This window comes from Kineococcus rhizosphaerae, from assembly GCF_003002055.1.
In the GTDB taxonomy this organism is placed as follows: domain Bacteria; phylum Actinomycetota; class Actinomycetes; order Actinomycetales; family Kineococcaceae; genus Kineococcus; species Kineococcus rhizosphaerae.
Genome location: NZ_PVZF01000014.1, coordinates 51,249 through 78,094, shown reverse-complemented (window position 1 = coordinate 78,094; position 26,846 = coordinate 51,249). Strand labels below are relative to the sequence as shown.

Annotated in this window: 30 protein-coding genes; 16 read left to right on the top strand and 14 right to left on the bottom strand. The window is 74.4% G+C overall.

Annotated features, from left to right (window positions below; all coding sequences use genetic code 11):
- Positions 1-12 precede the first annotated feature (12 nt).
- Entirely contained in the window at positions 13-351 is a 339-nt protein-coding gene (locus CLV37_RS22535) for a DUF2516 family protein (protein ID WP_106214877.1), read from the top strand.
- A gap of 3 nt (positions 352-354) precedes the next feature.
- On the opposite strand, the gene CLV37_RS22530 is transcribed toward CLV37_RS22535, so the two are convergent.
- Positions 355-672, bottom strand: a complete 318-nt coding sequence (locus CLV37_RS22530) for a hypothetical protein (RefSeq protein WP_106214711.1) — start codon at positions 670-672, stop codon at positions 355-357.
- Between the two features lie 113 nt (positions 673-785).
- Between CLV37_RS22530 and dtd the strand changes: the two genes are divergently transcribed.
- Positions 786-1,211, top strand: a complete 426-nt coding sequence (dtd, locus tag CLV37_RS22525) for a D-aminoacyl-tRNA deacylase (RefSeq protein WP_106214708.1) — start codon at positions 786-788, stop codon at positions 1,209-1,211.
- Between the two features lie 7 nt (positions 1,212-1,218).
- Here the strand turns inward: dtd and CLV37_RS22520 are convergent, their stop codons facing one another.
- Positions 1,219-2,262 carry a LacI family DNA-binding transcriptional regulator gene (locus tag CLV37_RS22520; RefSeq protein ID WP_170127444.1) on the bottom strand — a complete coding sequence of 348 codons (1,044 nt, stop codon included), beginning with the start codon at positions 2,260-2,262 and terminating at the stop codon, positions 1,219-1,221.
- A gap of 38 nt (positions 2,263-2,300) precedes the next feature.
- Positions 2,301-3,089 (bottom strand): class I SAM-dependent methyltransferase, encoded by a 789-nt coding sequence (locus CLV37_RS22515; protein WP_342762303.1) that lies wholly within the window; start codon positions 3,087-3,089, stop codon positions 2,301-2,303.
- Positions 3,090-3,192: 103 nt separating this feature from the next.
- Here CLV37_RS22515 and mshA point away from each other — a divergent pair, with 103 nt between their 5' ends.
- From mshA to CLV37_RS22500, 3 genes are read left to right on the top strand one after another with little or no spacing between them, the layout of a single operon-like run.
- The gene (gene mshA / locus CLV37_RS22510; protein WP_106214704.1) at positions 3,193-4,470 is read left to right on the top strand and encodes a D-inositol-3-phosphate glycosyltransferase; all 1,278 of its coding nucleotides are present in this window, start codon (positions 3,193-3,195) and stop codon (positions 4,468-4,470) included.
- 10 nt (positions 4,471-4,480) lie between these two features.
- Positions 4,481-5,233, top strand: coding sequence for a phosphoglyceromutase (locus CLV37_RS22505; protein WP_106214702.1), 753 nt, complete (start codon positions 4,481-4,483; stop codon positions 5,231-5,233).
- Between the two features lie 44 nt (positions 5,234-5,277).
- A complete protein-coding gene (locus tag CLV37_RS22500; RefSeq protein WP_170127443.1) occupies positions 5,278-6,372 on the top strand; it encodes a glycosyltransferase in 1,095 nt (364 codons plus the stop codon).
- On the opposite strand, the gene CLV37_RS22495 is transcribed toward CLV37_RS22500, so the two are convergent.
- Positions 6,365-7,006 carry a hypothetical protein gene (locus tag CLV37_RS22495; protein ID WP_106214698.1) on the bottom strand — a complete coding sequence of 214 codons (642 nt, stop codon included), beginning with the start codon at positions 7,004-7,006 and terminating at the stop codon, positions 6,365-6,367. The genes CLV37_RS22500 and CLV37_RS22495 overlap by 8 nt on opposite strands.
- A 61-nt stretch (positions 7,007-7,067) precedes the next feature.
- Positions 7,068-7,733 (bottom strand): phosphate signaling complex protein PhoU, encoded by a 666-nt coding sequence (phoU, locus tag CLV37_RS22490; protein WP_106214696.1) that lies wholly within the window; start codon positions 7,731-7,733, stop codon positions 7,068-7,070.
- Positions 7,734-7,935: 202 nt separating this feature from the next.
- On the opposite strand from phoU, the gene CLV37_RS22485 reads away from it, so the two are divergent.
- Both CLV37_RS22485 and CLV37_RS22480 read left to right on the top strand, forming a co-directional pair.
- A complete protein-coding gene (locus CLV37_RS22485; protein ID WP_245885608.1) occupies positions 7,936-9,219 on the top strand; it encodes a sensor histidine kinase in 1,284 nt (427 codons plus the stop codon).
- Positions 9,216-9,896, top strand: coding sequence for a response regulator transcription factor (locus tag CLV37_RS22480; protein WP_106214694.1), 681 nt, complete (start codon positions 9,216-9,218; stop codon positions 9,894-9,896). Before CLV37_RS22485 ends, CLV37_RS22480 begins: the two co-directional genes overlap by 4 nt.
- Positions 9,897-9,965: 69 nt before the next feature.
- On the opposite strand, the gene CLV37_RS22475 is transcribed toward CLV37_RS22480, so the two are convergent.
- Positions 9,966-10,634, bottom strand: a complete 669-nt coding sequence (locus CLV37_RS22475; RefSeq protein ID WP_146149546.1) for a hypothetical protein — start codon at positions 10,632-10,634, stop codon at positions 9,966-9,968.
- 309 nt (positions 10,635-10,943) lie between these two features.
- Between CLV37_RS22475 and CLV37_RS22470 the strand changes: the two genes are divergently transcribed.
- The 3 genes from CLV37_RS22470 to ispF are packed head-to-tail and all read left to right on the top strand — an operon-like array spanning position 10,944 to position 12,612.
- On the top strand, positions 10,944-11,426 hold the full coding sequence (locus CLV37_RS22470) for a CarD family transcriptional regulator (protein ID WP_012084764.1): 483 nt from the start codon (positions 10,944-10,946) through the stop codon (positions 11,424-11,426).
- A complete protein-coding gene (gene ispD, locus CLV37_RS22465) occupies positions 11,423-12,106 on the top strand; it encodes a 2-C-methyl-D-erythritol 4-phosphate cytidylyltransferase (RefSeq protein WP_106214690.1) in 684 nt (227 codons plus the stop codon). Before CLV37_RS22470 ends, ispD begins: the two co-directional genes overlap by 4 nt.
- Complete coding sequence (gene ispF, locus CLV37_RS22460; RefSeq protein ID WP_106214688.1) at positions 12,103-12,612, top strand: 2-C-methyl-D-erythritol 2,4-cyclodiphosphate synthase; 510 nt, start codon at positions 12,103-12,105, stop codon at positions 12,610-12,612. The genes ispD and ispF overlap by 4 nt, the downstream gene beginning before the upstream one ends.
- A 129-nt stretch (positions 12,613-12,741) precedes the next feature.
- Here the strand turns inward: ispF and CLV37_RS22455 are convergent, their stop codons facing one another.
- The 7 genes from CLV37_RS22455 to CLV37_RS22425 all read right to left on the bottom strand — a co-directional run bounded on the left by CLV37_RS22455 (position 12,742) and on the right by CLV37_RS22425 (position 20,095).
- Complete coding sequence (locus CLV37_RS22455; RefSeq protein ID WP_146149545.1) at positions 12,742-13,170, bottom strand: hypothetical protein; 429 nt, start codon at positions 13,168-13,170, stop codon at positions 12,742-12,744.
- An 80-nt stretch (positions 13,171-13,250) separates the two neighbouring features.
- Positions 13,251-14,570 carry an FAD-binding oxidoreductase gene (locus tag CLV37_RS22450; protein ID WP_106214683.1) on the bottom strand — a complete coding sequence of 440 codons (1,320 nt, stop codon included), beginning with the start codon at positions 14,568-14,570 and terminating at the stop codon, positions 13,251-13,253.
- Positions 14,561-15,958, bottom strand: coding sequence for an amidase family protein (locus CLV37_RS22445; protein WP_170127442.1), 1,398 nt, complete (start codon positions 15,956-15,958; stop codon positions 14,561-14,563). Before CLV37_RS22445 ends, CLV37_RS22450 begins: the two co-directional genes overlap by 10 nt.
- Positions 15,955-17,109: an LLM class flavin-dependent oxidoreductase gene (locus CLV37_RS22440; RefSeq protein ID WP_106214679.1), complete on the bottom strand. Its 1,155-nt coding sequence runs from the start codon at positions 17,107-17,109 to the stop codon at positions 15,955-15,957. Before CLV37_RS22440 ends, CLV37_RS22445 begins: the two co-directional genes overlap by 4 nt.
- Before the next feature lie 252 nt (positions 17,110-17,361).
- Complete coding sequence (locus CLV37_RS22435) at positions 17,362-18,423, bottom strand: ABC transporter substrate-binding protein (protein WP_106214677.1); 1,062 nt, start codon at positions 18,421-18,423, stop codon at positions 17,362-17,364.
- Between the two features lie 32 nt (positions 18,424-18,455).
- Positions 18,456-19,304: an ABC transporter permease gene (locus CLV37_RS22430; RefSeq protein ID WP_211298864.1), complete on the bottom strand. Its 849-nt coding sequence runs from the start codon at positions 19,302-19,304 to the stop codon at positions 18,456-18,458.
- A gap of 32 nt (positions 19,305-19,336) precedes the next feature.
- Positions 19,337-20,095, bottom strand: coding sequence for an ABC transporter ATP-binding protein (locus CLV37_RS22425; RefSeq protein WP_106214869.1), 759 nt, complete (start codon positions 20,093-20,095; stop codon positions 19,337-19,339).
- A gap of 222 nt (positions 20,096-20,317) precedes the next feature.
- Between CLV37_RS22425 and CLV37_RS22420 the strand changes: the two genes are divergently transcribed.
- The 6 genes from CLV37_RS22420 to CLV37_RS22395 are packed head-to-tail and all read left to right on the top strand — an operon-like array spanning position 20,318 to position 25,579.
- On the top strand, positions 20,318-21,352 hold the full coding sequence (locus CLV37_RS22420) for an ABC transporter substrate-binding protein (protein WP_146149544.1): 1,035 nt from the start codon (positions 20,318-20,320) through the stop codon (positions 21,350-21,352).
- A 17-nt stretch (positions 21,353-21,369) separates the two neighbouring features.
- A complete protein-coding gene (locus tag CLV37_RS22415) occupies positions 21,370-22,161 on the top strand; it encodes a creatininase family protein (protein WP_106214673.1) in 792 nt (263 codons plus the stop codon).
- A complete protein-coding gene (locus CLV37_RS22410; protein ID WP_106214671.1) occupies positions 22,158-22,826 on the top strand; it encodes a GntR family transcriptional regulator in 669 nt (222 codons plus the stop codon). Before CLV37_RS22415 ends, CLV37_RS22410 begins: the two co-directional genes overlap by 4 nt.
- Positions 22,823-23,563, top strand: a complete 741-nt coding sequence (locus CLV37_RS22405; RefSeq protein WP_211298863.1) for a cysteine hydrolase family protein — start codon at positions 22,823-22,825, stop codon at positions 23,561-23,563. Before CLV37_RS22410 ends, CLV37_RS22405 begins: the two co-directional genes overlap by 4 nt.
- A 26-nt stretch (positions 23,564-23,589) precedes the next feature.
- Complete coding sequence (locus CLV37_RS22400) at positions 23,590-24,021, top strand: cupin domain-containing protein (RefSeq protein ID WP_106214669.1); 432 nt, start codon at positions 23,590-23,592, stop codon at positions 24,019-24,021.
- A 4-nt stretch (positions 24,022-24,025) separates the two neighbouring features.
- Positions 24,026-25,579, top strand: coding sequence for an AtzH-like domain-containing protein (locus tag CLV37_RS22395; protein ID WP_106214667.1), 1,554 nt, complete (start codon positions 24,026-24,028; stop codon positions 25,577-25,579).
- Between the two features lie 36 nt (positions 25,580-25,615).
- Here the strand turns inward: CLV37_RS22395 and CLV37_RS22390 are convergent, their stop codons facing one another.
- Positions 25,616-26,833 carry an AI-2E family transporter gene (locus CLV37_RS22390; protein WP_106214666.1) on the bottom strand — a complete coding sequence of 406 codons (1,218 nt, stop codon included), beginning with the start codon at positions 26,831-26,833 and terminating at the stop codon, positions 25,616-25,618.
- Positions 26,834-26,846 lie beyond the last annotated feature (13 nt).

The following is a 26,846-nucleotide window of genomic DNA, read 5'->3' as shown; positions in this document are numbered from 1 at the left end:
AGTTCCAGTGTGTTGGACCTGCTGAACAACCTCCAGAACGGCGTGCTGCTCCTGCTCGGAGTCCTGGCGTTCGGTCTGGGGGTGTGGGCGCTCGTCGACTGCCTGCGCCGCCCCGCCGCCGCCTTCGTCGCCGCGGGCAAGCGCACCAAGACCTTCTGGCTGGTCGTCGTGGCCGTGGCCACCGCGATCGGCTTCATCTCCCTGCCGTTCGCCAACCTCGGCCTGCTGGGCATCCTCGCCGTCGTCGGCGCCGCGGTGTACCTCGCCGACGTCCGGCCGGCCGTGCGCCAGTACGGCGGCGGCCCGCGGCGCGGCGACCGCGGCGGCCAGGGCCCCTACGGCCCCTGGTGAGCCTCAGCGGGCGGGCAGCGCGTCCGCCCGCCGGCTCAGGCGCCGGGCCAGGCGCCACGCGCACCGCGCCAGCGTGAGGGCTGCGACGACGAGGGCGGCCGCGGAGACCAGGTCGGCCTCGGTGAACCCCCGGTCGGCGGTCCACGTGTGCAGGATCCGGCCCTCGACGGGCTGGTTCACCCGGGTCCAGATCGCCGCGAGCAGGCCCAGCACGAGCGCCGAGTCCACCCGCGGCCGCACCAGCGCACCCAGCGCGCAGATCCCGACGGCCAGCAGGGTCACGGGGATCACCACGGGCGCGTCCAGGAGGGTGTGCAGCACCCGCCGATCGTACGGTCGCAACCCTGCCGTCAGGTGAGGTTCGGTCCGCGTCCACCACATCACCACCGATCGCCACCACACGTCCATGCGGACGGAGCAGAGGGGAGCCCGTCGTGCGGGCAGTCGTGCAGCGCGTCACGCGCGCCCGGGTCAGCGTCGACGGGACCGTCGTGGGCGCGATCGAGGAGCCGGGACTCGTGGTCCTGCTGGGCGTCACCCACGACGACGGGCCCGCCCAGGTCGAGCTCGTGGCCCGCAAGGTCGCCCAGCTGCGGATCCTGCGCGACGAGCGCGCGGCCGTCGACGTCGGCGCCCCCGTCCTGCTCGTCAGCCAGTTCACGCTCTACGCCGACACCCGCAAGGGCCGGCGCCCGACGTGGAACGCCGCCGCTCCCGGGCCCGTCGCCGAACCCCTCGTCGACGCCGTCGCGCACGCCCTGCGCGGGCACGGGCTGCGGGTGGAGACGGGCCGCTTCGGCGCCGACATGGCCGTCGAGCTCGTCAACGACGGCCCGACGACGATCTGGCTGGAGGCCTGAACCGGGTTCAGACCCGGGTGGAGCTGGCGCGCGCCACGAACCGCCGCGGCTCGGCCACCGACGCCTCGCTCGCCCGGCCCACGAGCACGTCCAGCAGCAGCCGCGCGCTGCGCGCCCCGTCGGCCACGACGTCGCGGTGCAGGGAGCTGATCGCTGGGCTCGCCAGCCGGCACAGGACCGAGTCCTCGCCCGCGACGACGGCGAACTCCCCGGGCACGCGCAGCCCCAGCTCCTCGCGCTCGGCGATCACGGCCGCGGCCATGACGTCGTTGTCGTAGACGACCGCCGTCGGGGGCTGCGGGGCGGCCAGCAGCGCGCGCGTCGCCGCCAGCCCGCCGGAGGAGCTGTAGTCGGCCTCGACGACGGGCTGCACCCGCCCGAACGCCGCCCGGGTGACCTCCTCCCAGGCCACGTCGCGCCGGCGCGTGTGCTGGAACTGGCGCGGACCGCTGACGCGCCCCAGACGCTCGTGGCCCTGCTCGCGCAGGTGCCGCACGACGTCGGTGAACGCCTGCCGCTCGGTCTCCACCGTCAGCGCCAGGTGCCCGCCCGTGGGCAGCCGGTCGTCGATGCCGCCGCGCAGCGCGCACGGGATCCCCAGCTCGGCGACGAGGTCGACGCGGGGGTCGTCGGCGAGCAGGTCGGTGAGGATCACCCCGTCCACCCGGCGCTCGCCCCACCAGCCGCGCAGGACCCGCACGGCCGCGTCCACGTCCGGCACGACGCTCAGCAGCAGCGACAGGCCCTCCGCGGCCAGGACGGTCTCGAGCCCGGCGATGAACCGCACGTAGTACGGCTCCTCCTCCAGGAGCCGCACGTCGCGCGCCAGGGCCAGCCCGACCGCCCCCGCCCGGGCGTTCGACAGCGACCGGGCGGCCGCGCTGGGCCGCCACCCGAGGTCGGTGGCCGTCGCGCGGATCCGCGCGCGGGTCTGCTCGGACACCCCCGGCCGGTCGTTCAGCGCGTAGGAGACCGACGCCTTGGAGACCCCGGCCACCCGCGCGATGTCGCGGATCGTCGGCCGGGACCCGTGCTGCGCCGCACGTGCCACGTGACCACCTCCTGACACCTGCTCGGGGTACCGGCAGATCATGCCCGACGCCGGCCCGGCGCGACGCAGGACCAGTCCACGCTGAGCTCACCCAGGCGCCAGCGCGACGGCCCGCCCAGCACGGGCCAGTCGCGGGCCAGGTCCCGGCACGTGGCGACCCACCGCTGCCGCACCCCGAACGTGCCCGCCGGCGCCGCCCGCGCCCACGCGTCGTCGGCCGCGCGCAGCAGGTCGTGGACGCCCTCGCCGGGCACGTTGCGGTGGATGAGGACCTTCGGCAGCCGCTCGGCGACGGCCGAGGGCGCCGGCAGGCCGGCCAGGCGCACCGACACCGTCAGCGACACCGGGCCGGCCTCGCGCTCCAGGGCGACCCACGTCGAGCGCCGCCCCAGCTCGTCGCACGTCCCGTCGACGAGCAGCCCGCCGGGCGCCAGCCGCGAGCGCAGCAGGTCCCACGTCCGCTCGACCTGGTCGGACTCGTACTGCCGCAGCACGTTGAAGGCCCGGACGAGGACGGGGTCGCCGGCCGTGGGGACCTCGAAGCCGCCCACGGCGAACTCCGGCGCCCCGGCGACCCCGGCCAGCGCCGCGCGCGCCGAGGCGACGCGCTCGGGGGCGATCTCCAGCCCGACCACCCGCACGTCCGGGCGGACCCGGCGCAGCCAGCGCTGCAGGTCGGTCACCGTGACGTGCGAGGCGCCGTAGCCGAGGTCGACCACGAGCGGGTCGGACGCCCGGCGCAGCCGCGGCCCCTGGGTCTGCGCCAGCCAGCGCTCGACGCGCCGCAGCCGGTCCGGACCCGTCGTCCCGCGCGTCACCGCGCCCACCGCCGAACCCGCCGCGGGCACCCCCGCAGCGCCGGTGCGGACGCGGGAGGCAGACTGCCGGGGCACGCCGGGACACTACGGGGGAGGAGGCGCGCTGAACGACATGGGGAACGACGTCGCCCGGGTCGCGATGCTCTCCGTCCACACCTCCCCGCTCGCCCAGCCCGGCACGGGCGACGCCGGCGGCATGAACGTCTACGTCCTCGAGCTGTCCCGCCAGCTCGCCCGGCGCGGGGTGGAGGTCGAGGTCTTCACCCGCCGCACGTCCTCCGACCAGCCGGCGCTCGTCGAGGACGCGCCCGGCGTCCGCGTCCGGCACGTCGCCGCCGGCCCCTACGAGGGGCTGGCCAAGGAGGACCTGCCGGGGCAGCTGTGCGCGTTCACCGCGGGGGTGCTGCACGCCGAGGCCCGGCACGCCGAGCACCACTACGACGTCGTGCACTCGCACTACTGGCTCTCCGGCCAGGTCGGCTGGCTGACGGCCGACCGCTGGGACGTCCCCCTCGTGCACTCCATGCACACCATGGCCAAGGTGAAGAACGCCGCCCTCGCCGAGGGCGACACCCCCGAGCCGGCCGGCCGCGTCATCGGCGAGCAGCAGGTCGTCGACGCCGCCGACCGCATCGTGGCCAACACCTCCGCCGAGCGCGAGGACCTGCTCACCCTCTACGGCGCCGACCCGGCCCGCGTCGCCGTCGTGCCGCCCGGGGTGGACCTGGCCACGTTCCGGCCCGACCCCGGGCGCGCGCAGTCCCGCCGGCGCCTGGGCTGGCCCGCCGACGCCGAGGTCCTGCTGTTCGTGGGCCGCATCCAGCCGCTGAAGGCCCCCGACCTGCTCGTGCGGGCCGCCGCCGAGCTCCTGCGCGTCCAGCCGTGGCGCAGGCCGCGGCTGCGGGTCGTCGTGCTCGGCGGGCCCAGCGGGTCCGGCACGGCCCACCCGGAGTCCCTGGCCGAGCTCGTCGCCGACCTCGGGCTCGCCGACGTCGTGACGCTCGCCCCGCCCACCCCGCGCGACGTCCTGGCCGACCACTACCGCGCCGCCGACGTCGTCACCGTGCCCTCGTACAACGAGTCCTTCGGCCTCGTCGCCCTCGAGGCGCAGGCCTGCGGGACCCCCGTGGCGGCCGCGGCCGTCGGCGGGCTGCGCACGGCCGTCGACGCCGACCCGCTGTCCGGCACGGGGGTCCTCGTGCCCGACCACGACCCGCGCACCTGGGCCCGGGCGCTGGCCGGCCTCCTCGACGACCCCGGCCGGCGGACCGCGATGGGGCAGCGGGCCGCGGCCCGCGCCCGGGGCTTCGGCTGGGGGGCCACGGCCGAGGCGGTGCTGGAGCTGTACCGCCGGGCGGCGGCGGACCGGCGCGGCACCGGGGCTCGGTAGGGTTCGCCCCATGACTGAAGCGGCGCACACCCTCGTCCTCCTCCGGCACGGCGAGAGCGAGTGGAACGCCCTGAACCTGTTCACGGGCTGGGTCGACGTCGCGCTGTCCGAGAAGGGGCGGGCCGAGGCCACCGCCGGCGGGCGGATGCTCGTCGAGTCCGGCGTCCTGCCCGACGTCGTGCACACCTCGCTGCTGCGCCGCGCGATCACGACGGCGTTCCTGGCCCTCGACGCCGCCGACCGGCACTGGATCGACGTCAAGCGGTCCTGGCGCCTCAACGAGCGCCACTACGGTGCGCTGCAGGGCAAGGACAAGAAGCAGACGCTCGCCGAGTTCGGCGAGGAGCAGTTCATGCTGTGGCGCCGCTCCTACGACACCCCGCCGCCGGCCATCGAGCTCGGCTCGGAGTTCTCCCAGGACGCCGACCCGCGCTACGCCGACCTCGGCGCCGACGCCCCGCGCACCGAGTGCCTCGCCGACGTCGTCGCGCGCATGCTGCCCTACTGGACCGAGCAGGTCGTCCCGGACCTGCAGGCCGGCAAGACGGTCCTGCTCGCCGCCCACGGCAACTCGCTGCGCGCCCTGGTCAAGCACCTCGACGGCATCTCCGACGCCGACATCGCCGGGCTGAACATCCCCACGGGCATCCCGCTGGTGTACCGGCTCGACGCCGACCTGAAGCCGCTGGTGCCGGGCGGGGAGTACCTCGACCCGGCCGCCGCCGCGGCCGCCGCGGCCGCCGTCGCCAACCAGGGCCGCTGACCTTGGCGGACCGCGGGCCCCGGGTCCTGCTCATCGAAGGGGCGATGCGGGACAACGGGGGCCTGCGGGTCTCCCTCGACCTGGCCCGCCGCTGGCAGGGCCTCGGTGCCCGCGTGCGCTTCCTCGTCCTGGAGAACGTCGAGCCCGAGGGCCCGATGCTCGCCCCGGACCCCGCGCTGGACACCCGGTGGGGCAGCGCGCAGGTGCGCCGGTTCCGTTCCGCCGCACCGCGGATCGTCGCCAACACGCTGCGGCACGCCCGCCGCGCCGACGTCGTGGTGTCCGGCAGCGAGGTCGGGTACGGCGTGCTCATCGGCTGGGTCGCGGCCCGGCTGGCGCGCAAGCCGTTCGTGGTCGTCGTGCAGAGCTCCCTGCCGCGCGCGGTCGCGGCCTGGAACCCGGCGCGGTTGCGGCCCCTGCTGACCGAGGTCCACCGGCGCGTCGACGCGGCGATCTGCGTCTCACCCGGGCTCGTCGTCGACGTGCGCGAGGTCGGGGTCCCCGACGAGCGCATCCACAGCGTCGACGTCGGCATCGACGTGGCCGCGACCCTCGCGAAGGTCGCCGCCACCGGCGGCCCCGTCCGGTCCACGACCGGGCGCACGCGCCTCGTGGCGGCCGGGCGCCTGACGGAGCAGAAGGGGTTCGACGTCCTGCTCGACGCCCTGGCGCGCGCCGTGAGCGCCGGGGCGGACCTCGAACTGGTCCTCGTCGGGGCCGGCGAGGAGGAGGCCGACCTGCGCTCGCGCGCCGACCTGCTCGAGATCGGCGACCGCGTCGACTTCGCCGGGCACGTGGGCAACCTGCAGAACCTGCTGGCCGGTGCCGACCTGTTCGTCCTGTCCTCGCGCTACGAGGGCAACGGCAGCCTCGTGCTGCTCGAGGCGCTCGCGCACGGCACCCCCGTGGTCGCGACCGACTGCCCGACGGGTCCGCGGTACGTCCTGCGCGACGGCGAGCTCGGGGAGCTCGTGCCCGTCGAGGACGCCGGTGCCCTCGCCGACGCTCTCGTCGACTTCGCCGCCGATCCGGAGCCGCTGCGGCGCAAGGCGTCCGGCGGTCCGGCGCGGGCGTGGGACTTCGACCAGGACCGCGCGGCGCTGGAGTCGGCGCGCATCCTCGCCGAGCTGGTCAGGTAGTCGCCGGCCCCGACGCCGTCCCCGAGGCGCTGGATGCGGAGGGGGTGGCCGAGGGGGAGGCCTTCGCGCAGTCCTTCTCCACCGCGGCCTGCAACCGCTCCTGGGCCTCGACGACCGTCGTCGCCGCGTCCGCGGCGGGGTTCACCACGAGCCCGGCCTCGTCGAGGGTGTCCATGGCCTTCGCGAGGTCCTCCGTCGACCCCGTGCCGGGGTCCAGGGTCCCCACCTGGGTGGCCAGGCGCGTGTAGTAGTCCAGGACGAGCTGGGCGTCCGGCGTGGCGTCGGGCGGGGCCGCGGCCAGGACGGCGGCGTAGTACGTCGGGCCCTCGTTGGTCGTCACGACGGTGAACACCGACTGGGCCCGCGGGTCGCTGCGCTTGATCCCGAGCCGGTCCAGCTCGTCGGAGTAGTCGGCGTCCAGCTTCTCCTGGGCGCTGCGGACCGAGGCGCAGTCGAAGGCCGGCCCCGTGCTCGTCGGGCCGGCCGTGGGGGTGCCCGACGACGAGACGGGCGAGGCGGTGGTCGTCGTGGGCGCCGGGTCCGGGGCCTCGTCGCCCGCGCCGCAGCCCGTCAGCAGGCCTGCCGCACCGAGTGCGCAGCACAGCGCGGCCCGGGCCCGAGCAGGCGTGATCACGTCCTGACGCTACACCCCGCGCCCGGTGGCGGCGCGTTCGCGCGACGGGCGGGCGCCGGCCTCAGATGCGCTGCGCGGCAACGTCCTCGTCCCGCGAACCGGTCACGAGGAAGAGCACCGACTTGGCGACCGAGACGGCGTGGTCGGCGAAGCGCTCGTAGTAGCGGCTGCACAGGGTCAGGTCGACGGCGACCTCCGTCGGGTGGTTCCACGTGTGCGACAGGAGCTGCTCGAAGACCTGGCGGTGCAGGGCGTCCATCCGGTCGTCGTCGACCTCCATCTCGGCCGCGAGCTGGACGTCGCGGGTGGCGATGACCGAACCCGCCTTGGCCACGATGCGCTCGGCCACCTGCCCCATCTCCAGCACGGTCGCGCGCAGCTCGGCGGGCACGACGGAGTCGGGGTAGCGCAGCCGCGCGAGCTTGGCGACGTGCCGGGCGAGGTCCCCCATGCGCTCGAGGCTGGAGCTCATCCGCAGGGCGGTGACGACCACGCGCAGGTCGGTGGCCACGGGGGACTGGCGGGCCAGGACCCCGACGGCGCGTTCCTCGAGGTCGCGCTGCAGGTCGTCGATGCGCCGGTCGGCGGAGATCACGTTCTCGGCGAGCTCGCGGTCGGCGTCGAGCAACGCCGTCGTCGCACGCGTCATGGCCGACTCGGCGAGCTGCGTCATCTCCACGAGGGTGTCGATGAGCCCGCTGAGCTCGTCGTGGTACACGTTGCGCACGGGGGTGCCTCCAGGCCGGTGGAACTGCGGTCGCTGCGCGTGCGTCCCGTGGCTGCGGGACGCCACGCGCTCATGGTGCCAGCCCCACGCTGTCAGGGCAGGGTGAACGGACGGCCCCTCGCGGGTGAACATCTGCGGGGTCCGCGGGCGCCGGGTGCGCCGGTGGCGGGGCGTGGCCCCACGACGACCGTACGCTGGTGCCGTGCTGGGCGAGGTCTCCGTCTCGATCGCCGCGGCGGTCGGCGTGGTGACCGGCGCCGCGGGTGTCCTCGCGTTCCGGCTCTCCGAACGGATCCAGCACACCCCCGCCCGCTCCGCGCAGCCCGTCGGCGCCCTGCCCCCGGGGGTCAGCGAGGTCCTGATGGCGCTGCGCTCGTCGGCCGTGGTGCTCGCCGCGGACGACGAGGTCGTCAAGGCCAGCGCCGCCTCGTACGCCACGGGGGTCGTCTCCGGCGGCGAGCTCGTCGACGCCCAGCTGCGGGACATGGTCCGCGCCTGCCGCCGCGACGGCCGGGTGCGCGAGACGGAGACCGAGCTCGGGGCGGGGCTGGGACGGCCGCCGGCCATCGTGCTGGCCCGGGTGACGCCGCTCGGCCCGCACCACGTCCTGCTGATGCTGGAGGACAGGACGGAGTCGCGGCGCGTCGAGGCCGTGCGCCGCGACTTCGTCGCCAACGTGAGCCACGAGCTGAAGACGCCCGTCGGGGCGCTGTCGCTGCTCTCGGAGGCGGTCGAGGACGCCGCCGACGACCCCGACGCCGTCCGGCACTTCGCGAGCCGGATGCGCCGGGAGTCGATCCGGCTGGCCACCCTCGTCCAGGAGATCATCGACCTGTCCCGGTTGCAGGCCGCCGAGACGGTCCTGCAGCCGGAGGAGCTCGAGGTCGACCAGCTCGTGGCCGAGGCGATCGACCGGGTCAGCACCGTCGCCCACCAGCGGGGCTCGGAGGTCGTCGTCGCGGGGCAGCGCGGGCTGCACGTGAAGGGCGACCGCGAACTCCTGGTGACGGCCCTGCGCAACCTCGTGCACAACGCCCTGGCGTACTCCCCGGAGCGCAGCCGCGTCGTCGTCGAGGTGCGTCGAGGGGTCGGCCGCGTGGTGGGGACCCCGGCCGGGCAGCAGGTCCCCACGATCGACCTGGCCGTGTCCGACCGCGGGGTGGGCATCAGCCAGGCGGACCTGAACCGCATCTTCGAGCGCTTCTACCGCGTCGACCCCGCGCGCTCGCGGTCCACGGGCGGCACCGGCCTCGGCCTGTCGATCGTCAAGCACATCGCGGGCAACCACGGGGGCGACGTCAAGGTCTGGAGCGCGGAGGGGGAGGGCTCGACCTTCACGCTGCGCCTGCCCGACCCGGCCCCGGACGCCCAGACCCGCGCCCGGCTGGCGCACACCGCTGAACCGCCCGACAGCCGCGCGCCCGACCCGGCGGGCCCCGCCGGGCGGCGCACCACCCCGAACACCCCCTTGGAGGTCCGACCGTGACGCGCATCCTGGTGGTCGAGGACGAGGAGTCGTTCTCCGACCCGCTGTCCTACCTGCTGCGGCGGGAGGGCTACGACGTGGCGGTCACCGAGAACGGGCCGGACGCCCTGGAGGAGTTCGACAAGGCGGGCGCCGACCTGGTCCTGCTCGACCTCATGCTCCCCGGCCTGCCCGGCACGGAGGTCTGCCGGCAGTTGCGGACGCGCTCCAGCGTCCCGGTCATCATGCTGACGGCGAAGGACTCGGAGATCGACAAGGTCGTGGGGCTCGAGATCGGGGCGGACGACTACGTCACCAAGCCGTACTCCTCGCGCGAGCTGCTCGCCCGGGTGCGCGCGGTGCTGCGCCGCGGCGCCGAGCCGGAGGAGCTCGTGCAGACGACGGTGGAGGCCGGGGGCGTCCGGATGGACGTCGACCGGCACGTCGTGACGGTGCGTGGGGAACGCGTCCCGTTGCCGCTCAAGGAGTTCGAGCTGCTGGAACTGCTGCTGCGCAACGCCGGCCGCGTGCTGACCCGGGTCCAGCTCATCGACCGCGTGTGGGGCTCGGACTACGTGGGGGACACCAAGACCCTCGACGTCCACGTCAAGCGGTTGCGCGCCAAGATCGAACCCGACCCGGCGAACCCGCGCCACCTGGTGACCGTCCGGGGCCTGGGCTACAAGTTCGAGGGCTGAGCCGGGGGGGAGACGACGAAGGGGCGGTCCCGGCGGGACCGCCCCTTCGTCGTACCGACCGGTCGCGGGTCAGCCCTCGCTCTCGTCCTGGTTCGTCTGGTCCTCGCCGACCGCCGGGCCGCAGGTGACGGACGGGCTCGGCGTGGCCGAGGCGGTCTCGGTCGCGGTGCCCGTGGGGGCCGGGGCGGTCGGGGTGATCGTCGCGTACTCGAAGCACGGCAGCATGACCTGCGCGTCCACCGTGGCCTCCTGGCCACCGACGGTGAAGGTGACCTTGACGGTCTGCCCGGGGGTGACCGGAACCTGCGGGACCTGCAGCCAGGAGTCCTGCGACTCGGTGCCGGAGTCGTCGTCGGTGGCGGAGGTGCCCTCGGCCACGCCGGAGGGGTCGCCGATGTGCACCGACCCGCCCTGGGGGACGGAGAAGGTGCGCGAGCCGGCCGAGCCCGCGTCGACGTCGACCGAGACGTCCACGTCCTGCGACTGGTCGCCGCTGTTGACCAGGACCGCCGACAGCACGCCCGGTTCGTCGACCCCGCTGGAGACGAGCAGGACGTTGCGGACCTGCACGTCGCCCAGGGAGGTGCCCGAGCCGTCGCTGGGCTCGTAGGGCTTCAGGACGGTGGCGGGGGAGAAGACCGAGCAGCCCGCGACCCCGAGGGTGGCGGCTGCGGTCACGACCGCCAGGGCGGATCGACGGCGCGCAGGACCGGCGGAGGAACGGGTGCGGAGCTTCACGCGTTCAGACTACCGGCAGTCGTAGGTGCCGCCGCAGGGGAGCCGCGTCGCGGTGGTGCCGCGCGCCGCGCGGCGATCACGCGACGATCACGGCGCCGTCACGACCCGAACGCACCGCGACGGTGCCGCAGAGCCCGTGAACGATCACCCACAGCGACCCGGTGAACCCCTTGCGCAGCACGAGGATGCGGCTCTGTCAAGCCCTGACGGTGGCTCTTCACGCCTCTGACCTGCGCAAACGCTCCGGCGGGGGCTGTCCAGGGCCTCGTTCCCGTGGTAATCTGGGGTCACGGAAAGGGGTCACCTTCTATGGCTTTCACGGTCGGCGAAACGGTCGTCTACCCCCACCACGGGGCAGCACTGATCGAAGAGATCAAGACCCGCACCATCAAGGGTGAGGACAAGCTGTACCTCGTGCTGAAGGTCGCCCAGGGCGACCTCACCATCGAGGTGCCCGCGGACAACGTGGACCTGGTCGGGGTCCGCGACGTCGTGGGTCGCGAGGGGCTGGACCGGGTGTTCTCGGTCCTGCGCACCCCCTACGCGGAGGAACCGACCAACTGGTCGCGCCGCTACAAGGCGAACCTCGAGAAGCTCGCGTCCGGCGACGTCGTCAAGGTCGCCGAGGTCGTGCGCGACCTGTGGCGCCGCGACCAGGACCGCGGCCTGTCGGCCGGTGAGAAGCGCATGCTCGCCAAGGCGCGTCAGATCCTCGTCTCCGAGCTCGCGCTCGCCGAGAACACCAACGAGGACAAGGCCGAGTCGCTGCTCGACGAGGTCCTGGCCTCCTGAGGTCCGCGCTCGTCGTCCCGGCCGCCGGCCGGGGCGACCGCCTCGGGGCCTCGCGCCCCAAGGCTCTGGTTCCCCTCGCAGGTGTTCCGCTGCTCGTGCACGCCGTCCGGCGCGCCGTGGCTTCCGGCGTCGTCGACGTCGTGGTCGTGGTCGCGCCGGTCGTCGCGTGCGACGAGGTCCGCACCCTGCTGCGTCCCGTCGCGCCCACTGTCGTCGTGGTGCCCGGTGGCGCCGAGCGGCAGGACTCCGTGCGCGCCGGGCTCGACGCGGTGCCGGACGACGTGGACGTCGTCCTGGTGCACGACGCCGCCCGCTGCCTCACACCCCCCGCCGTGTTCGCCGCCGTCGTGGCGCGCGTGCGGGCCGGGGCGCCCGGGGTGGTCCCGGTGCTGCCCGTGTCCGACACGGTCAAGCGCGTCGCCGCCGAACGGGTCCTGGAGACCGTCGACCGCAGCGAGCTCGTCGCCGTGCAGACGCCCCAGGGCTTCTCCGCCCCCGTGCTGCGGGCCGTCCACGCCGCCGCCGTCCCCGGTGCCGCGGCCACCGACGACGCCGGGATGCTCGAAGCCCTCGGGCACGTCGTCGTCACGGTGCCCGGCGACGACCGGGCCTTCAAGGTGACCCGGCCCCTCGACCTCGTGCTCGCCCGGGCCCTGCTCGACCAGGAGGTCGGACCGTGACGTCACCGCTGCCCGGTCCCGCGCCGAGCCCGGGCCTGCCCCGGGTCGGGACGGGGATCGACGTCCACCCGCTCGCGGTCGGGCGGCCGTGCTGGGTCGCGGGCCTGCTGTGGCCGGAGGAGGAGTCCGGTCCCGAGGGGCACTCCGACGGCGACGTCGCCGCCCACGCCTGCTGCGACGCCCTGTTCGCCGCCGCCGGCCTCGGGGACCTCGGCGCCCACTTCGGCACCTCGCGCCCCGAGTTCGCCGGCGCCTCCGGGGCCCGGCTGCTGGGGGAGGCCGCGCGCCTGGTGCGCGAGGCCGGGTTCGAGATCGGCAACGTCTCCGTCCAGGTCGTCGGCAACCGCCCGAAGATCGGGCGCCGCCGGGCGGAGGCCGAGGCGGCCCTCAGCGCCGCCGTCGGGGCACCGGTCTCGGTCGCCGGCACCACGACCGACGGTCTCGGCCTGACCGGCCGCGGCGAGGGCATCGCCGCCGTCGCGACGGCGCTCGTCGTCGCGCGCTGAGCCGGGCAGCGAGCCGCGCCCGGCGCACCTCGTCCCGGCGGCCCTGGAGGAGCGTTCCGCGCCGGGCAGGACCTGCGGATCGACCGGACCGTCGAGCCCGGGGGAACCCCGGAGCACGTCGGCCGCGCGTCACAACGGCTGGGGCTCCCACCACGCCGGCGCGTGGGGCGTCGTGATCCTCGCCAGTTCCGCCCCGAAGCGCTCGGCGCCGCGACCGAGGTCCTGCGCCCCCGCGGGGCGGGCGAGGACCTCGCGCACCACGGCGTGGTCGGAGTGCCTGTCGCACACCAGGAGGACCAGACCCACCGCGCTCGCGTCGCGGGGTGAGACGAAACGTCCCCACGTCTGCACCGACCCGGTGTCGTCGACGAGCTCGAGGACGCACGACCGCTCCGGGCCCTCCTGGTCCAGGGCCCGCCGGACCTCCTCGAGCCGGTCGTGGCGGACGTGCAGGACCGTCACGATCCCGTCGTCGTCGCGCAGCACCAACCGGGGTTCTCGCAGGTCCGGGTCCAGTTCCGCCCGCAACCCACCACGTCCGACTCGCCGCTTGTCCACGGGGCACCTCCAGCGCCGTTGCCGTCTCCGATCGTCCCACCGCCGGGTTCCGGACGCCAGAGCCGTGCGGGCCCGTGCCCTCAGGCCCCGAGGGGTTCGAGCTTGCCCGGGTTCAGCAGCCCCTTGGGGTCCAGGCGCTCGGCCCACGGCCAGCGTTCGGCCAGGTGCGAGCGGCACACCCAGCTGTGCGGATCGTCGACCTCGATCCCCTCGGCCGCCAGCCGCCGCATGCCGTCGGTGACGGCCTCCGCGGACACGAAGGGGGCCAGGATCCGGCCCGACAGGGACCGCTCGCCCCGCACGCGCCCGCCCTCCAGCTGCAGGCTCGCCCCGGGGTAGACGGACTCCACGAGACCGCGGCGGCCCACGATCGCGTCCCCGCGGACCAGGACGTGGAACAGGTCCGGGCGCGCGGCCTTGGCCCGCACCGTCGTGTGGTTGTTGACGAGCGTGGCCAGCAGGCGGTTCGCGTCGGCCCGCACCGACGTCACCCGGCCGCCGTGCCGCTCCACGAGGTCGCGGGCCCGCGGCACCGAGTCCACCGACAGCTGCACGCGCACGTTGACGGCCCCGGGTTCGAGGCCCGGGTCCTCGGGGAACAGCGCCGCGAGCTCGGCCTCGGTGACCGCCAGGACCCGGGGGGCCGGGTGCAGCTGCAGCAGGTCCAGGGCCAGCGCGGCCCCGGTGTCCAGGTCGGGGACGGAGGCGAACAGGCTCGTCCAGTCGCGCGCCGGGACGACCCGCAGCCCCACGGAGACGATGACCCCCGTCGTGCCGTAGGCGTGGGTGTGCGGGGCGGTGTCCGGCCAGCGCACCACGAGCGGTTCGGACGCGCCGTCGACCCCGACGAGCGTCAACTCGCGCACGACGCCCTCGTGGTTCAGCCCGAACTCCAGGCCCCCGACCCCGCCGGAACCGCCGCCGACCCAGCCGGCCACGGTCGAGTTCAGCGTCGTCGGGAAGGAGGCCAGTTCCCGGCCCAGGGGCTCCAGGTGGTCGATGAGGGTGTCGAACCGGGTGCCCGCCGGGACCCGGACGAACTCCACGTGCCCGGCCCCGTCACCACCGCCGTCGCGCTCCACGACGAGTTCGGGTTCGCCGACCAGCCGGGTCAGGTCCAGCACGACGCCCTCCACGAGGGAGACGCTCTGCCCGTAGTTCGAGGTGCCCTTGCCGCGGGGCACCACCGGCACGTCGTGGGCGAAGGCCCAGCGCGCCAGGGCCTGCACCCCCGCGACCGAGTGCGGGACGACGACGGCCGCGGGGGTCCGCCGGGGCTGGGTGCGGGTGATGACGGGGGAGACCCACGAGGAGTCCTTCAGCGCCGCCTCGCGGGCGGCGAGGTCGGTGACGACGTCGGCGAGCCCGGACAGGGCGTCGCGCAGGGAGTTCACGTCCACGGGGCGGGTGCCTTCCAGCCGGCGAGTCCGGCGGCCTCGGCGAGGACCGCGAACGTCAGGGGGGTGTGGTCCTCGAGGTAGGGGCCGAGGACCTGGACCCCGACGGGCAGCCCGGACTCGGCGCCCGGGCCCAGGGCCAGGACGGTGGACGGCAGCTTGCCGATGCTCGTGAGCCGGTTCCAGGACACCAGGGCTGCCGCGTCGACGTCCTCGCCGTAGCGGGTCGCGGTGCGGGGGACGGCGGGGGCCAGCACGACGTCGACGTCCTCGAAGCGGCGCGCCCAGCGGGCCATCGCCGCCCGTTGCGCCTCCCAGTCGGCCAGCACCTGCCGGTGCGTGGCCGTCACGGCCCGGGAGAACCCCGAGCCGGCCGCGGCCGCCGCGACGTGCTCGGCGAACCTCTCCTCGTCGAAACCGTGGACGACCTCACCGGCCTGCAGCCGGCAGAACAGCTCGAGGTCGGCGTGCCCGGCCACGGGCGGGTCCGTGAACTCCGCCACGACGGCCCCGGCGCGCTCCAGCGCGTCGGCGAGACCCGTGATGGCCGAACGGGTCTCGGCGTCCACGGGGCACGCCTCGTCGTCCAGCCAGACCCCGACGCGCACCCCGGCCAGGGCCGTGGCCCGGGCGGGCGGGAGTTCCAGGCGCCAGCCCACGGCCTCGGGCCCTTCCGGCCCGGCCATCGCCGCGAAGAACGCCGCCGCGTCGGCCGCGGTGCGGGTGATGGGCCCGATCGCCGAGACCTGGGGTTCCAGCAGACCGCCGGGGGGCCAGGGCAGGTTCCCGAGCTTGGAGACCACCCCGTTCGAGGGCCGGTGCCCCGACAACCCGCACCACGCCGCCGGCATCCGCAACGACCCCGCCAGGTCGCTGCCCAGGTCCGCGACCGCCAGGCCCCCCGCCACGGCGGCCGACGCCCCGCCCGAGGAACCCCCGGAGGACCGCTGCAGGTCCCACGGGTTCAGGGTGCGGCCGAACGTCTCGTTGGCGCTCTCGTGACCCGACAGGTACACGGGCAGGTTCGTCTTGCCCAGCACGACGCACCCCGCCTCCCGCAGCCGGCGGACGGCCGGCGCGTCGACGGTGGCGACGTACGCGTCGGACAACCGCCCGTGCGTGCTGCGCAGCCCGGCCACGTCGACGGAGTCCTTGACGCTGATCGGCAGGCCCGCCAGCGGTCCCAGGGGTTCGCCCGCGGCGCGGGCCCGGTCGACCTCCTTCGCCGCCGTCAGGGCCCCGTCGGCGTCGACGAGCGTGAACGCGTTGAGGACCGCCCCCGGGCCCGCGATGCGGTCCAGGTGGGCCTGCACGAGGTCGGTGGCGCTGAACTCACCGGCGGCGAGCTGCGCGAGCAGCTCGCCGCCGGGGACCGTGGTGTCGATGCTCACGGGACCATCCGGATCCCGAGGCGGGGGGCGACCTCGGAGGAGACCAGGTGCATCTGCTCCTGCACGACCTCGCGGGACAACCCCGGACCGTCCAGGGACAGCGACAGCAGGTCCAGGCCCAGGGCCTCGCGGTAGGCGTCGATCGACTCCGCGACGTCGTCGGGCGTCCCCACGGCGTAGATGTGCTGCCGCGCGGACTCCTCCAGCGTCGGGCAGAAGTCGAACGGGACCGAGTCCGTCCCCTCGGGGGCGTCGTAGTACGAGAACCGGCCGTAGGGGGACAGGAGCTTGGCGAGCTCGTCGTGCGCCGGGCGGACCCGCTCCAGCGCCTCCTCGCGCGTGCGGCCCACGTGCGCGTGCAGCACGAGCATGCGCTGCGGGTCGCGCCCCGCGGCGGCCGCGTGCTCGGCGTGCCGCTCCCACGCGGTCCGCAACGACGGGATCGACTGCCGCGTGTACACCCCGACGTGGCCCTGCTCGGCGACGTACTGCACCGTGCGCGGCGACGTGCAGGCCTGGTACACCTCGACCGGGCGCAGCACGTTCGGGACGAGCGCCAGGTCGGTGACGACCCCGCCGCGGTCCGGGATGCCCGTCGGCGGGTAGGTGAAGTGCTTGCCGCTGTAAGAGAACCGGTCCTGCTCGAAGGCGAGCTTGATGACCTCCATCGCCTCGGCGAACACCTCCCGGTTCGCGTTCTCCGCGTCGGCGTCCATGCCGTTGTCCCCGGACTCGATGCGCGCGCCCAGCGTCTGCATCTCGCGCGGCACGGTCCCGCGCCCCACCCCGAAGCGCATCCGGCCGCCCGTCAGGACGTCCGCGGTCGCGAAGTCCTCCGCCAGCCGCAACGGGTTCCACTGCGGGACGATGTTGAACATCTGCCCGAAGTTCACGCGCTGCGTCAGGGCCGCGGAGTACAGCCCCAGCAGGACCTGGTTCGGGATGACCTCGTAACCCTCGTGCTGGAAGTGGTGCTCGGTGTACCAGAGGGTGTCGAAACCCGTCTCGTCGGCGGTCTTCGCGTACGCGACGAAGTCGGCGAAGGCGTTCGCGTAGTCCTGGCGGCCGTAGCGGCGGCTCGTCGTGGGGGGGCCGTCGATGCCGGCGTCGGGCATCGCGACGGCGCCGAGGAGGTTGGTGTCGATGCGCATTGTCGTCCTTCGTGTCGTGGGGGGCGCTGCGCGGGGGTGGGTTCGGAGCCGGGCGGGAGCGGGTGCTCCTCCTCGGACTCTCCGTTCGCGCGAGACTCCCGCGGGGAACGGACGGTTCGGAGGGAGTGCGCTCACTCCGGACGTCCGAGGAGGAGCACCCGCCCCCGCCCTTCGGGGTCACCGTGGGAGCGCTGCGCGGCGGCCTCGCCGGGGCGCGGGGTGCACCGACCGACCGCTGCGCGGTCGGTGGGGTCAGGCCTGGCCGGTGTAGGAGTTCGGGGGGGCGGCGGGGAGGGTGGTGGGGACGGGGATCTGGGGGAGGAAGTCGTTGGTGAACAGGTCGGAGGCCTGGTGGTCCTTCTCGACGCGGCCCAGGGTCTTGAGCTGGCCGGCGAACTCGGTCCAGCGGTCCGCGGTCATCGTCGACATGGTCGTGCGGTCGCCCAGGACGTACTGGCGCTGGGTCTCCCACGCGAACCAGTTCTGGTCCTCGGCGAGCTGCTCGTTGGCCTTCTTCAGGTCGGCGTTCGTGGCGGTGGCGACGTCGACGTCCGAGACGTAGTCGGCCCAGCCCTGGGCGGCGGCCTCCAGGACCGCCTTGACGAGGGCGCCGTTGGCGTCGAGGTACTTCTGGGTGGCGACCAGCAGGTTCCCGTAGGGGCGGTACCCGGCGTCGGTGTAGGGGAAGAAGTCGACGTCGACGCCCTGGGTGCGGGCCGTGTAGACCTCGTTCGTCGGGAACGCCTGCTGCACCAGGTCCTCGGACTGCAGGAAGGGGGCGATGGAGCCCGAGTACTGCTGGGTCGTGAAGTCGATCTTCTCGGCCTCCTTGACCCAGTCCTGGCCGATGGAGGTCTGCGTGACGGCCCAGACCTTGCCGCCGAGGTCCTCGAAGGCTTTGGCGCCCAGCGCTTTCTTGGTCATCACGCCCGTCGGGGAGACGTCCCAGTCGGCGCCGACGGCCATCAGCGGGATGCCCTGGTCGCGGGCGTCGAGGTAGCTCTCGGCGGTCATGGAGGCGATCTGGACCTGGTTGGAGGTGAGCAGCGTCAGACCGGAGATGTTCGCGCCCCCGGGGGCCAGGGTGACGTCGAGACCGGCGTCGGAGAACAACCCCTGGTTGGCCGCGGCGTACCAGCCGCCGCTCTGCGCGTTGGGGTACCAGGACATCTGCACGGTCAGCTTCCCGGTGGCCGCACCGGAGGAGGCCGGACCGGAGGCGGAACCGGCGGCGGAGTCGTCGCCGCAGGCGGCGAGCAGACCCGCCGAACCGAGGGCGGCGAGGGAGAAGGCGCGACGGGACAACGGACGCATGGCGGGGCTCCTGGGCTGGGAGGGGAGGGGGGTCACTCGTCGTGCGGCAGGGCGGAGTCGTGCCAGCGGCGCAGCAGCAGCCGCTCGGCCACCGTCATGAGGCCGAACAGGACGAGGGAGACGACGGAGGCCGCGAGGACGGCGCAGAACAACTGGGGCATGAGGAGCTGGGTCGCGTCCGTCGTGATGACGTACCCGAGCCCGCCGCGGCCGCCGCCGATGCCGGCGACGAACTCGCCGACGATCGCGCCGATCACGGACGACCCGGCGGCGATGCGCAGCCCGGTGAACACGAAGGGCAGGGCGAACGGGACGCGCAGCGAGAACATCTCGAACGTCTTGCCCGCCCCGGCCATCGAGTAGAGCTGGACGAGGTTGCGGTCGGTCGACTTCAGGCCGGTGAGGGTGTTCGCGGCGACGGGGAACACCGCGATCATCGCGGCCACGACCGTGTTGGTGGCGGTCCCGGCGCCCAGCCACACGACGAGCAGCGGGGCCACGGCGACGATGGGGATGGTCTGCAGCAGGACCATGTAGGGGTACAGACCGCGCTCGGCCACGTTCCACCGCGCCATCACGAGCGCGACGAGGAACCCGACGACGGCGGCCAGGACGAACCCGAGGTAGGCCTCCTCCATCGTCACGAGCGTCGGTTCGACGAGGGCCGGGACGGCCTCGCCCACCTCGGCGACGACGGCGCCCGGTCCGGGCAGCAGGTAGGTCGGCATGTTGAAACCGCTCACCAGCGCCTGCCACAGCGCGACGAACACGACGAACGCGCCCACCGGGGGCAGCACGGTCCGGCGCAGGTCGCGGCGCGGGCAGCGCACGGCCACGACGGCGGGTGCGGAGGTCTGGGGGGTCTGCACGGTCGTGCTCACGGGATCTCTCCTGCGGTTCGGGGTGGACCGGGTCAGGCGGTCGCCAGCGTGGCGGCGATCTCCCGGGCGAGGGCGTCGAGCGCGACCTCGTCGCGGGGGGCCGAGGGGTCGCCCGTCGGGGGGCTGGGGGAGTCGACGACGTCGGCGACGCGGCCGGGACCCTTGGCCATGACGACGACGCGGTGCCCGATCTTGACGGCCTCGCGGATGGAGTGGGTGATGAACATGACCCCGAAACCGCGTTCGCGCCACAGGCGCAGGAGCTCGTCGCTCATGCGTTCGCGGGTGAACTCGTCCAGCGCTGCGAAGGGTTCGTCCATGAGCATGAGCTCGGGGTCGCTGGCCAGGGCGCGGGCCAGCGAGACGCGCATCTTCATGCCGCCGGACAGTTCCCGGGGCAACGAGTGCGCGACGTGCCCGAGCCCGACGAGTTCGAGGGCCTCGGACGCCGCGCGCCGGCGTTCGGCGCGGCCGACACCGCGGATCCGGGCGACGAGCTCGGTGTTGGCCTGCACGCTGCGCCAGGCCAGCAGGGTCGGGTCCTGGAACACGTAGGAGGTGCGCTCGACGTTCCGGCGCACCGAACCGGTGCTGGCGCCCGACAGCCCCGCGGCCATCCGTAGCAGGGTCGTCTTGCCGCAGCCAGAGGGGCCCACGACGCTCAGCACCTCGCCCCGGCGGATCGCGAGGTCGACGGGAGCCAGGGCGGCGAACCCGTTGCTGTAGGTCTTGGTGACCCCGTCGAAGGTCACGAGGTCGCCGAGGTCGGCGGTGCGGGTCTGCCCGCTCACGGTGGTGGTGCTGGGTCCGGACACGAGACGTGTACCTGCCTCTCGTCGTGCGGGGCTGGTGGTCGCCGGCAGAGCGCCTGGCGAGAACCACCGTATACAACGAGTGTTTCAGCGGTGTGAAATCTCGCGAACTGTTGCGATGCAACGGTCAATACCATCTGTTCACGTATCCGAAACGAACCGGAATCGGTGGCGAAACACCGTCTGCATACAACTCTCCCCATGACGACCCGTCGCCAGTTGCTGACCGGCGCCCTCCTCGGCGCGACCGGCCTCACCCTCTCCGCCTGCGGCGGCACCGGGACGAGCACCGGGGGTGCGACCGCCGGGTCCGCCGAACCGCTGACCGCCGTCCTCGGCTGGTACCCCACGCCCGAGAGCGGCGGCTGGTTCGCCGCCCGTGAGGAGGGGCTGTTCACCCAGGCCGGTCTCGACGTCACGCTGCAGCCCGGTGGACCGCAGGTCTCCGGCGTCCAGCTGGTGGCCGCCGGCCGTGCCGACATCGGCATCGCCTCCGCCGAGGACGTCGTGCGCTCGCGCGCCCAGGGCATCCCCGTCGTCGCCGTCGCGGCGCTCTACCAGAAGAACCCGGTCGGGGTCATGGTCCACGCCGACCAGGGCGCGACCTCGATCGACGACCTCCTCGACCGCACCTGGGTCGTGCAGACCGGCGCGCTGGGCAACCTGTGGGTGCAGAAGACGAAGGGCGTCACCCTGACGACCCGGGTGTACTCGGGATCCATCGCCGAGTTCCTGCACGACCCCTCCCTCGTCCAGCAGGGCTGGCCCACGAACGAGGCCTACACCGCCGAGCAGGCCGGGGTGCCCGTGACGTTCTTCAGCTACGCCGACGCCGGGTACGACCCGTACAACGACGTCGTCTTCGTCAGCGAGAAGACCCTGCAGGACAAGGAGGACCAGGTCCGGGCCTTCCTCGACGCGGGGTTGCGGGGGTGGGGTTCGTACATCTCCGACACCGCCGTGGCCCAGCGCGCGAACGCGGCGATCCGCGAGGAGAACACCGAGCTGGACGAGCAGGCCCTGTGGTACGCCTGGGACCGCCAGCGCGAGTTCCTCGTCGCCGGGGACGCCGCGACGAGCGGGCTCGGCGCCATGACGCAGCAGCGCTGGAGCGACCTGGCGAGCGCCATGGCCGACCTCGGCGGCCTGGACGGTACGGTCGAAGCCGCCGAGCTGTTCACCACCGACCTGCTGCCCACGGTCGTCCCCGCCGCCACCCTGCCGCCCGCCCCCTGAGCCCGGAGGAGACCGCCGTGAGCGTCGAACGCCTGCTGCACCGCCTGTCCACCGTCGACGTCGCCGCGCTGCCCAAGCAGGACGGGGTCGTCGTCCAGCCCATCGGGGCGATCGAGCAGCACGGCCCGCACCTGCCCGTCATGACGGACGCCTTCGTCGCCGAGCGCATCGCGGCCGGTGCCGTCGGCCGACTGCCGGACGAGGCGCCCGTGTGGGTCCTGCCGACCCTGCACTACGGCAAGTCCAGCGAGCACCTGGGCCGCGCGGGCACGGTCTCGCTGTCCACCCGCACCCTGCTGTCGGTGTGCGAGGACGTCGGCCGCTCGGTCGCGGCGTCGGGGTTCCGCCGTCTGGTGTTCGTCAACGGCCACGGCGGGAACCCGTCGACGCTGGACACCGTGGCGCGCGACATCCGCGTCGAGACGGGGCTCATGGTGTTCCCCGTCACCACGGGACGCCTCGGGGTCCCCGACGACCTCGACGTGCCCGACGCGGAGTTCTCCATCCACGGCGGTCACGTCGAGACCTCGCTCATGCTGGCCCTGGACCCGGGCACGGTCCGGATGGACCGCGCCGCCGAGGGGGGCCGGGCGGTCGTCGACCTGTACCGCGACAAGCGGCACCTGACGCTGGAGGGCGTCGTCCCCTCGGCCTGGGTGACCGACGACCTGTCCGCCAACGGCGTCGTGGGGGACCCGGTCAAGGCCACCGAGGAGTTCGGCCACCGGATCCGCGAGGCCTACGAGACGCGGCTGGCCGAGGCGCTGCTGGAGATCGTCGGCTTCGAGTTCCCCGGGGCGGGCCGGTGACCCCGCCGCCCACGAAGAGGCGCAGCCTGGCCGACCTGGTCACCGAGCAGTTGCGCGCCGACATCATCGGCGGCACCTACGCCCCCGGCCAGCGCCTCGTCGAGGAACGGCTGTCGCAGGTCTACGCCGTCTCCCGGATCCCGGTCCGGGAGGCGCTGAAGGCCCTGGAGAGCGAGGGCCTGGTCATGACCACGGCGTCCCGGGCGCGGATCGTCACGCGGCTGTCGACCGAGGAGATGGGGGAGATCGCCCCGCTGCGCCGCCTCGTGGAGGGCATGGCCGCCGAACGCGCCGCCCGCGAGCTGTCCGAGGAGTCGCGGGCCGCGCTGACCGACCTCGTGCACCGCGGGCAGCGCGCCCTGGCCGCCGACGACGGCGCGACCCTGCGGGAGGTGAACGCCGCCATCCACGCCGCGGTCGTCGCCGCCAGCGGCAGCGCCACGCTGTTCGCCGTCCACCAGCCGCTGCTGGCGCGCACGAGCTGGAGCAACCGCTCCCTGCTGCACGGGGACCGGAACGAGACGTGGCGCGAGCACGTCCAGATCGTCGCCGCCATCTGCGAGGGGGACCCGGTGCGGGCCCGGCGCCTGGTCGAGGAGCACATCGACCAGTGGCTCACGGCGGCCGAGCTCAGCGACGAACCGGGCCCGGAGGAGGAGGCGTGAACCGCGACACCTGGACCCTGGAGCGCGACCACGTCGACCTGCGCCGTCCCGGCGTCGAACCCCGCGTCGTGACGCTGGACGCCGCCCCGCAACGGCTCACGCTCGACCTGGCGCGGACCGCGGTCGTCGTGGTGGACCTGCAGAACGACTTCTGCCACCCCGACGGCTGGCTCGCCTCGATCGGGGTGGACGTCTCGGGCGCCACCGCCCCGGTGGAACCCCTGCGCGCGACGCTGCCGCCGCTGCGGGCGGCCGGGGCGCAGGTCGTCTGGCTGAACTGGGGCAACCGGCCCGACCGGGCGAACCTGCCGCCGGGGGTCCGGCACGTCTACGACCCCGACGGGTCCTCGACGGGGATCGGCGACGAGCTCGCGAACGGTTCGCGCGTCCTGACCGAGGGCAGCTGGTCGGCCGCGCTCGTCGACGGTCTCGTGCCGGAGCCGCAGGACGTGGCCGTCGCGAAGTTCCGCATGAGCGGGTTCTTCGACACCGAGCTCGACTCCGTCCTGCGCCGGATGCGCGTCGACACGCTCCTGTTCGCCGGCGTCAACACCGACCAGTGCGTGCTCGCGACGTTGTCCGACGCCGCGTGCCTGGGCTACGACGTGGTCCTCGTCGAGGACCTGTGCGCCACGACGTCCCCGCGGTTCTGCACCGACGCGACGCTCTACAACGTCCGTCAGGTGTTCGGTTTCACCACCACCTCCGCGCAGCTGCGCGCTGCCCTCACCGCCTGATCCCCACCCCGACGAAGGAGAACCCCGTGTCCGTCGCCCCGATCGTGAAGAACGTCGCCGACATCACCCCGCACTTCATCGGCGAGAACCGCACCGTCAAGCTCGCCGTCCTCGCCGGCCCCGCCGACGGGTCCGGCACGACCGTCGTCTTCGAGATCTGGGAACCGGGCGGCTCGCAGCCGGACAACTCCCACGAGGAGTCGACCGAGACGTTCATCGTCCTGCAGGGCACCGCGACCGCGTACTCCGACGAGCACACCGCCGAACTCGTCCCCGGCCAGGTCATCGTGCTGCCCGAGGGGTCCGTGCACCACATCGTCAACACCTCCGCCACCGAGCGGCTCTACACGATCACCGTGATGGCCAACGACGGCGGGTTCTCCGACCTCATCACGACCGGCCCGGTCGCGGAGTTCGACGCCGCCGACCTCGCTGTCCTCTCCGGCGTCCTGGTCTGAGCCGGTGAGCGCGGAACCCGACGAGCAGGGGCTCCTGGCGGCCGTCACCCGCTACGAGCGCGCCCTCACGGCGAACGACGTCGCCGAGCTCGACGCCCTGTTCGCCGGCGGGGACGCGACGCTGCGGGCCGACGGGACCGCTGCCCTGGTGGGGCACGACCACATCGCGCGGTTCCGCGCCCGTCGCGGCGGCGCCCCGGCCCGCTGGCTGCGGCGGGTCCACGTCCGGTGGATCTCGCCCGACGACGCCCTCGTGGTCGCCGAGGCGGACCGGGTGGACGGGCACGGCCTGCAGACCCAGTGGTGGCGACGGCAGGCCGGGGTGTGGACCGTCCACGCCGCGCACGTCTCCGGCGGGCCGTCGCCGGCGCGTCCCGGGGCCGGTCCCGACGAGCAGGAGGACCCCGCCACCTGGCGGGTCCGGTTCGCACCGGAACCCGCGGCCGCCGGCCCCCTGGCCGGGCTGGGGGTCGCGGTGAAGGACCTCATCGCCGTCGCCGGGCACGCGATCGGCGGCGGCGTCCCCGCGTGGCGGGAGCAGGCCCGGCCTGAACCCGCGAACGCGCCCGCCCTGCAGCGCCTGCTCGACGCCGGGGCGCACGTCGCCGGCATCGCGCAGACCGACGAGCTCGCCTTCTCGCTGATGGGCGTCAACGAGCACTCGGGCACCCCCGTCAACGTCAACGCCCCCGGCCGGGTGCCGGGTGGGTCGACGTCCGGGCCGGCGGCGGCCGTCGCCGCGGGAACGGCCGACCTCGGGCTGGGCACCGACACCGCGGGCTCGCTGCGCGTGCCGGGGTCCTACTGCGGTCTGCACGCGTGGCGCCCCACGCACGGCGTCGTCCCCGTCGACGGGGTGCTGCCGCTGGCCCCCGCCTTCGACACCGTCGGGCTGCTCACCCGCGACGGCGCCACCCTGCGCCGCGCCGGCCTGGAGCTCCTGCGGCAGCAGCCCACGGGCCGGGCCCCGCAGGCGTTGCTGCGCAGCCGGACCCTGATGGCGCTGGCCACGCCCGAGACGGCGCTGGCCGTCGAGGCGGCGCTCGCCGCGCTGTCGGTGGCGACCGGGATCCCGGTCCGCGACGTGGAGGTCGACCCCGCCGCCCCCGCGGCCTGGACCACGGCCTTCCGCACCGTGCAGGCCGCCCAGGCCTGGGCGGCCCACGGGGCGTTCCTCAGCGCGAACCCCGACGCCGTCTCGCCGTCGGTGGCCGCCCGGTTCCGGGCGGGCGCAGCCGTCACCGACGAGCAGGTGGGCGCGGCCCGCCAGGAGAGCGCCCGCGTCTCGGCGTGGCTGGCGCAGGTCCTGCAGCAGGGCTGGCTGTGCCTGCCCAGCACGTCCACCCCGGCTCCCCGCGTCGACTCGACCGGCGAGAAGTTCGAGCTGGCGCGCGGCGGGACGCTGCAGCTGACGACCCTCGCCTCCCAGACCGGGGTCCCGGCCCTGAACCTGCCCTGGGCCCGGGTCGGCACCCTGCCGGTCGGCCTGTGCGTGCTCGCGCCGCGGGGGGCCGACGCCGACCTGCTGGACCTGCTGCGGGTGCTCGGCCCGGCCTGACCCCGCGGGGTCGGCCGGGTCAGCCGGCCCGGCCCGTCACGCCGCGGGCGCCGGGGGAGCCTGCTCCTCCGGCGCCTCCTCGGGGTGGCGCACCCGGCGACGCCGGGAGTTCGCCCCGGCGGCCTTCGGGTTCTCCGGTTCGTCTGGCACGAGCTCGTGGTGCACGTACCGCAGGACCACCGTGACGATCGCGGTGACGGGCACGGCCAGGAACGCGCCGGTGATGCCGAACAGGGTGCCGCCGATCGTCACCGAGCCGATGACGACGGCGGGGTGCAGGGCCAGCGACTTGCCGACCAGCAGCGGCTGCAGGACGTTGCCCTCGAGCTGCTGGACCAGCAGCACGATGCCCAGCACGATCAGCGCCTGGACCCACCCGAGGGTCACCAGGGCCACCAGGACGGCCAGGACACCCGTCACCACGGCCCCGACGATGGGGATGAAGGCGGCGAAGAAGATGGCCACCGCCAGCGGCAGGGCGAACGGCACGCCCACGATGGCCATGCCCACGCCGATGAACACGGCGTCGACCAGGGCGACGGCGGCCTGGGACAGGATGTAGCCGCGGATCGCGGTCCAGATGCGACCGCCCAGGGCGGTCGCGTGGCGGTGCGCCTCCGGGCTCAGCCAGCGGCGCGACCACGGCAGCAGCCGGTCGCCGTCGGAGAGGCAGAAGAACGACAGGACCAGCACCAGCAGGAACGTGACGATGCCGGAGCCGACGCTGGCGCCCACCGTCCCGACCCCGCCCACCACGCTCAGGGCGATCGACTGGGCGTTGGTCTGCAGCTCGGTGATGCCCTGGTCGACGAGGTTGCCGATCTGGTCGTCCCCCAGGTTCAGGGGCGGGCCGGTGACCCACAGCTGGACCTTGTCCAGGCCCGCGACGGCGGAGTCGGCCACCTCACCGGCTTGGTCGGCCACGTTGGGGATGAGCGCGGCGAAGATGCCGACCACGACGGCGATCAGCAGGACGATCGAGACCAGCGCCGCGATCGAGCGCGGCAGCACCGCCCGCAGCACCTGGGCCAGCGGCCACAGGATCGCGCTGAGCAGGATCGCCAGGAGCAGGGGCAGCAGCAACGACCAGCCCTTGCCCAGCAGCCAGATCAGGCCGGCCAGGCCGACGCCGAGCACCAGCAGGCGCAGCGTCCAGCGCGAGGCCTCGGTGACCCCCCGCTCGACCACCTGCAGCGGGCGCCGGTGCGGACCGGGGGGTGTGGGGGTGGGCGGGGTGGCCGGTTGGTCAGTCACTGCCGGATGCTCT

Coding starts and splice junctions, on each gene's coding strand:
- mshA (WP_106214704.1), top strand. CDS start 3,193: ATGGGGAACGACGTCGCCCGGGTCGCGATGCTCTCCGTCCACACCTCC.
- CLV37_RS22505 (WP_106214702.1), top strand. CDS start 4,481: ATGACTGAAGCGGCGCACACCCTCGTCCTCCTCCGGCACGGCGAGAGC.
- CLV37_RS22500 (WP_170127443.1), top strand. CDS start 5,278: ATGCGGGACAACGGGGGCCTGCGGGTCTCCCTCGACCTGGCCCGCCGC.
- CLV37_RS22470 (WP_012084764.1), top strand. CDS start 10,944: ATGGCTTTCACGGTCGGCGAAACGGTCGTCTACCCCCACCACGGGGCA.
- CLV37_RS22440 (WP_106214679.1), bottom strand. CDS start 17,109: ATGCGCATCGACACCAACCTCCTCGGCGCCGTCGCGATGCCCGACGCC.
- CLV37_RS22435 (WP_106214677.1), bottom strand. CDS start 18,423: ATGCGTCCGTTGTCCCGTCGCGCCTTCTCCCTCGCCGCCCTCGGTTCG.
- CLV37_RS22420 (WP_146149544.1), top strand. CDS start 20,318: ATGACGACCCGTCGCCAGTTGCTGACCGGCGCCCTCCTCGGCGCGACC.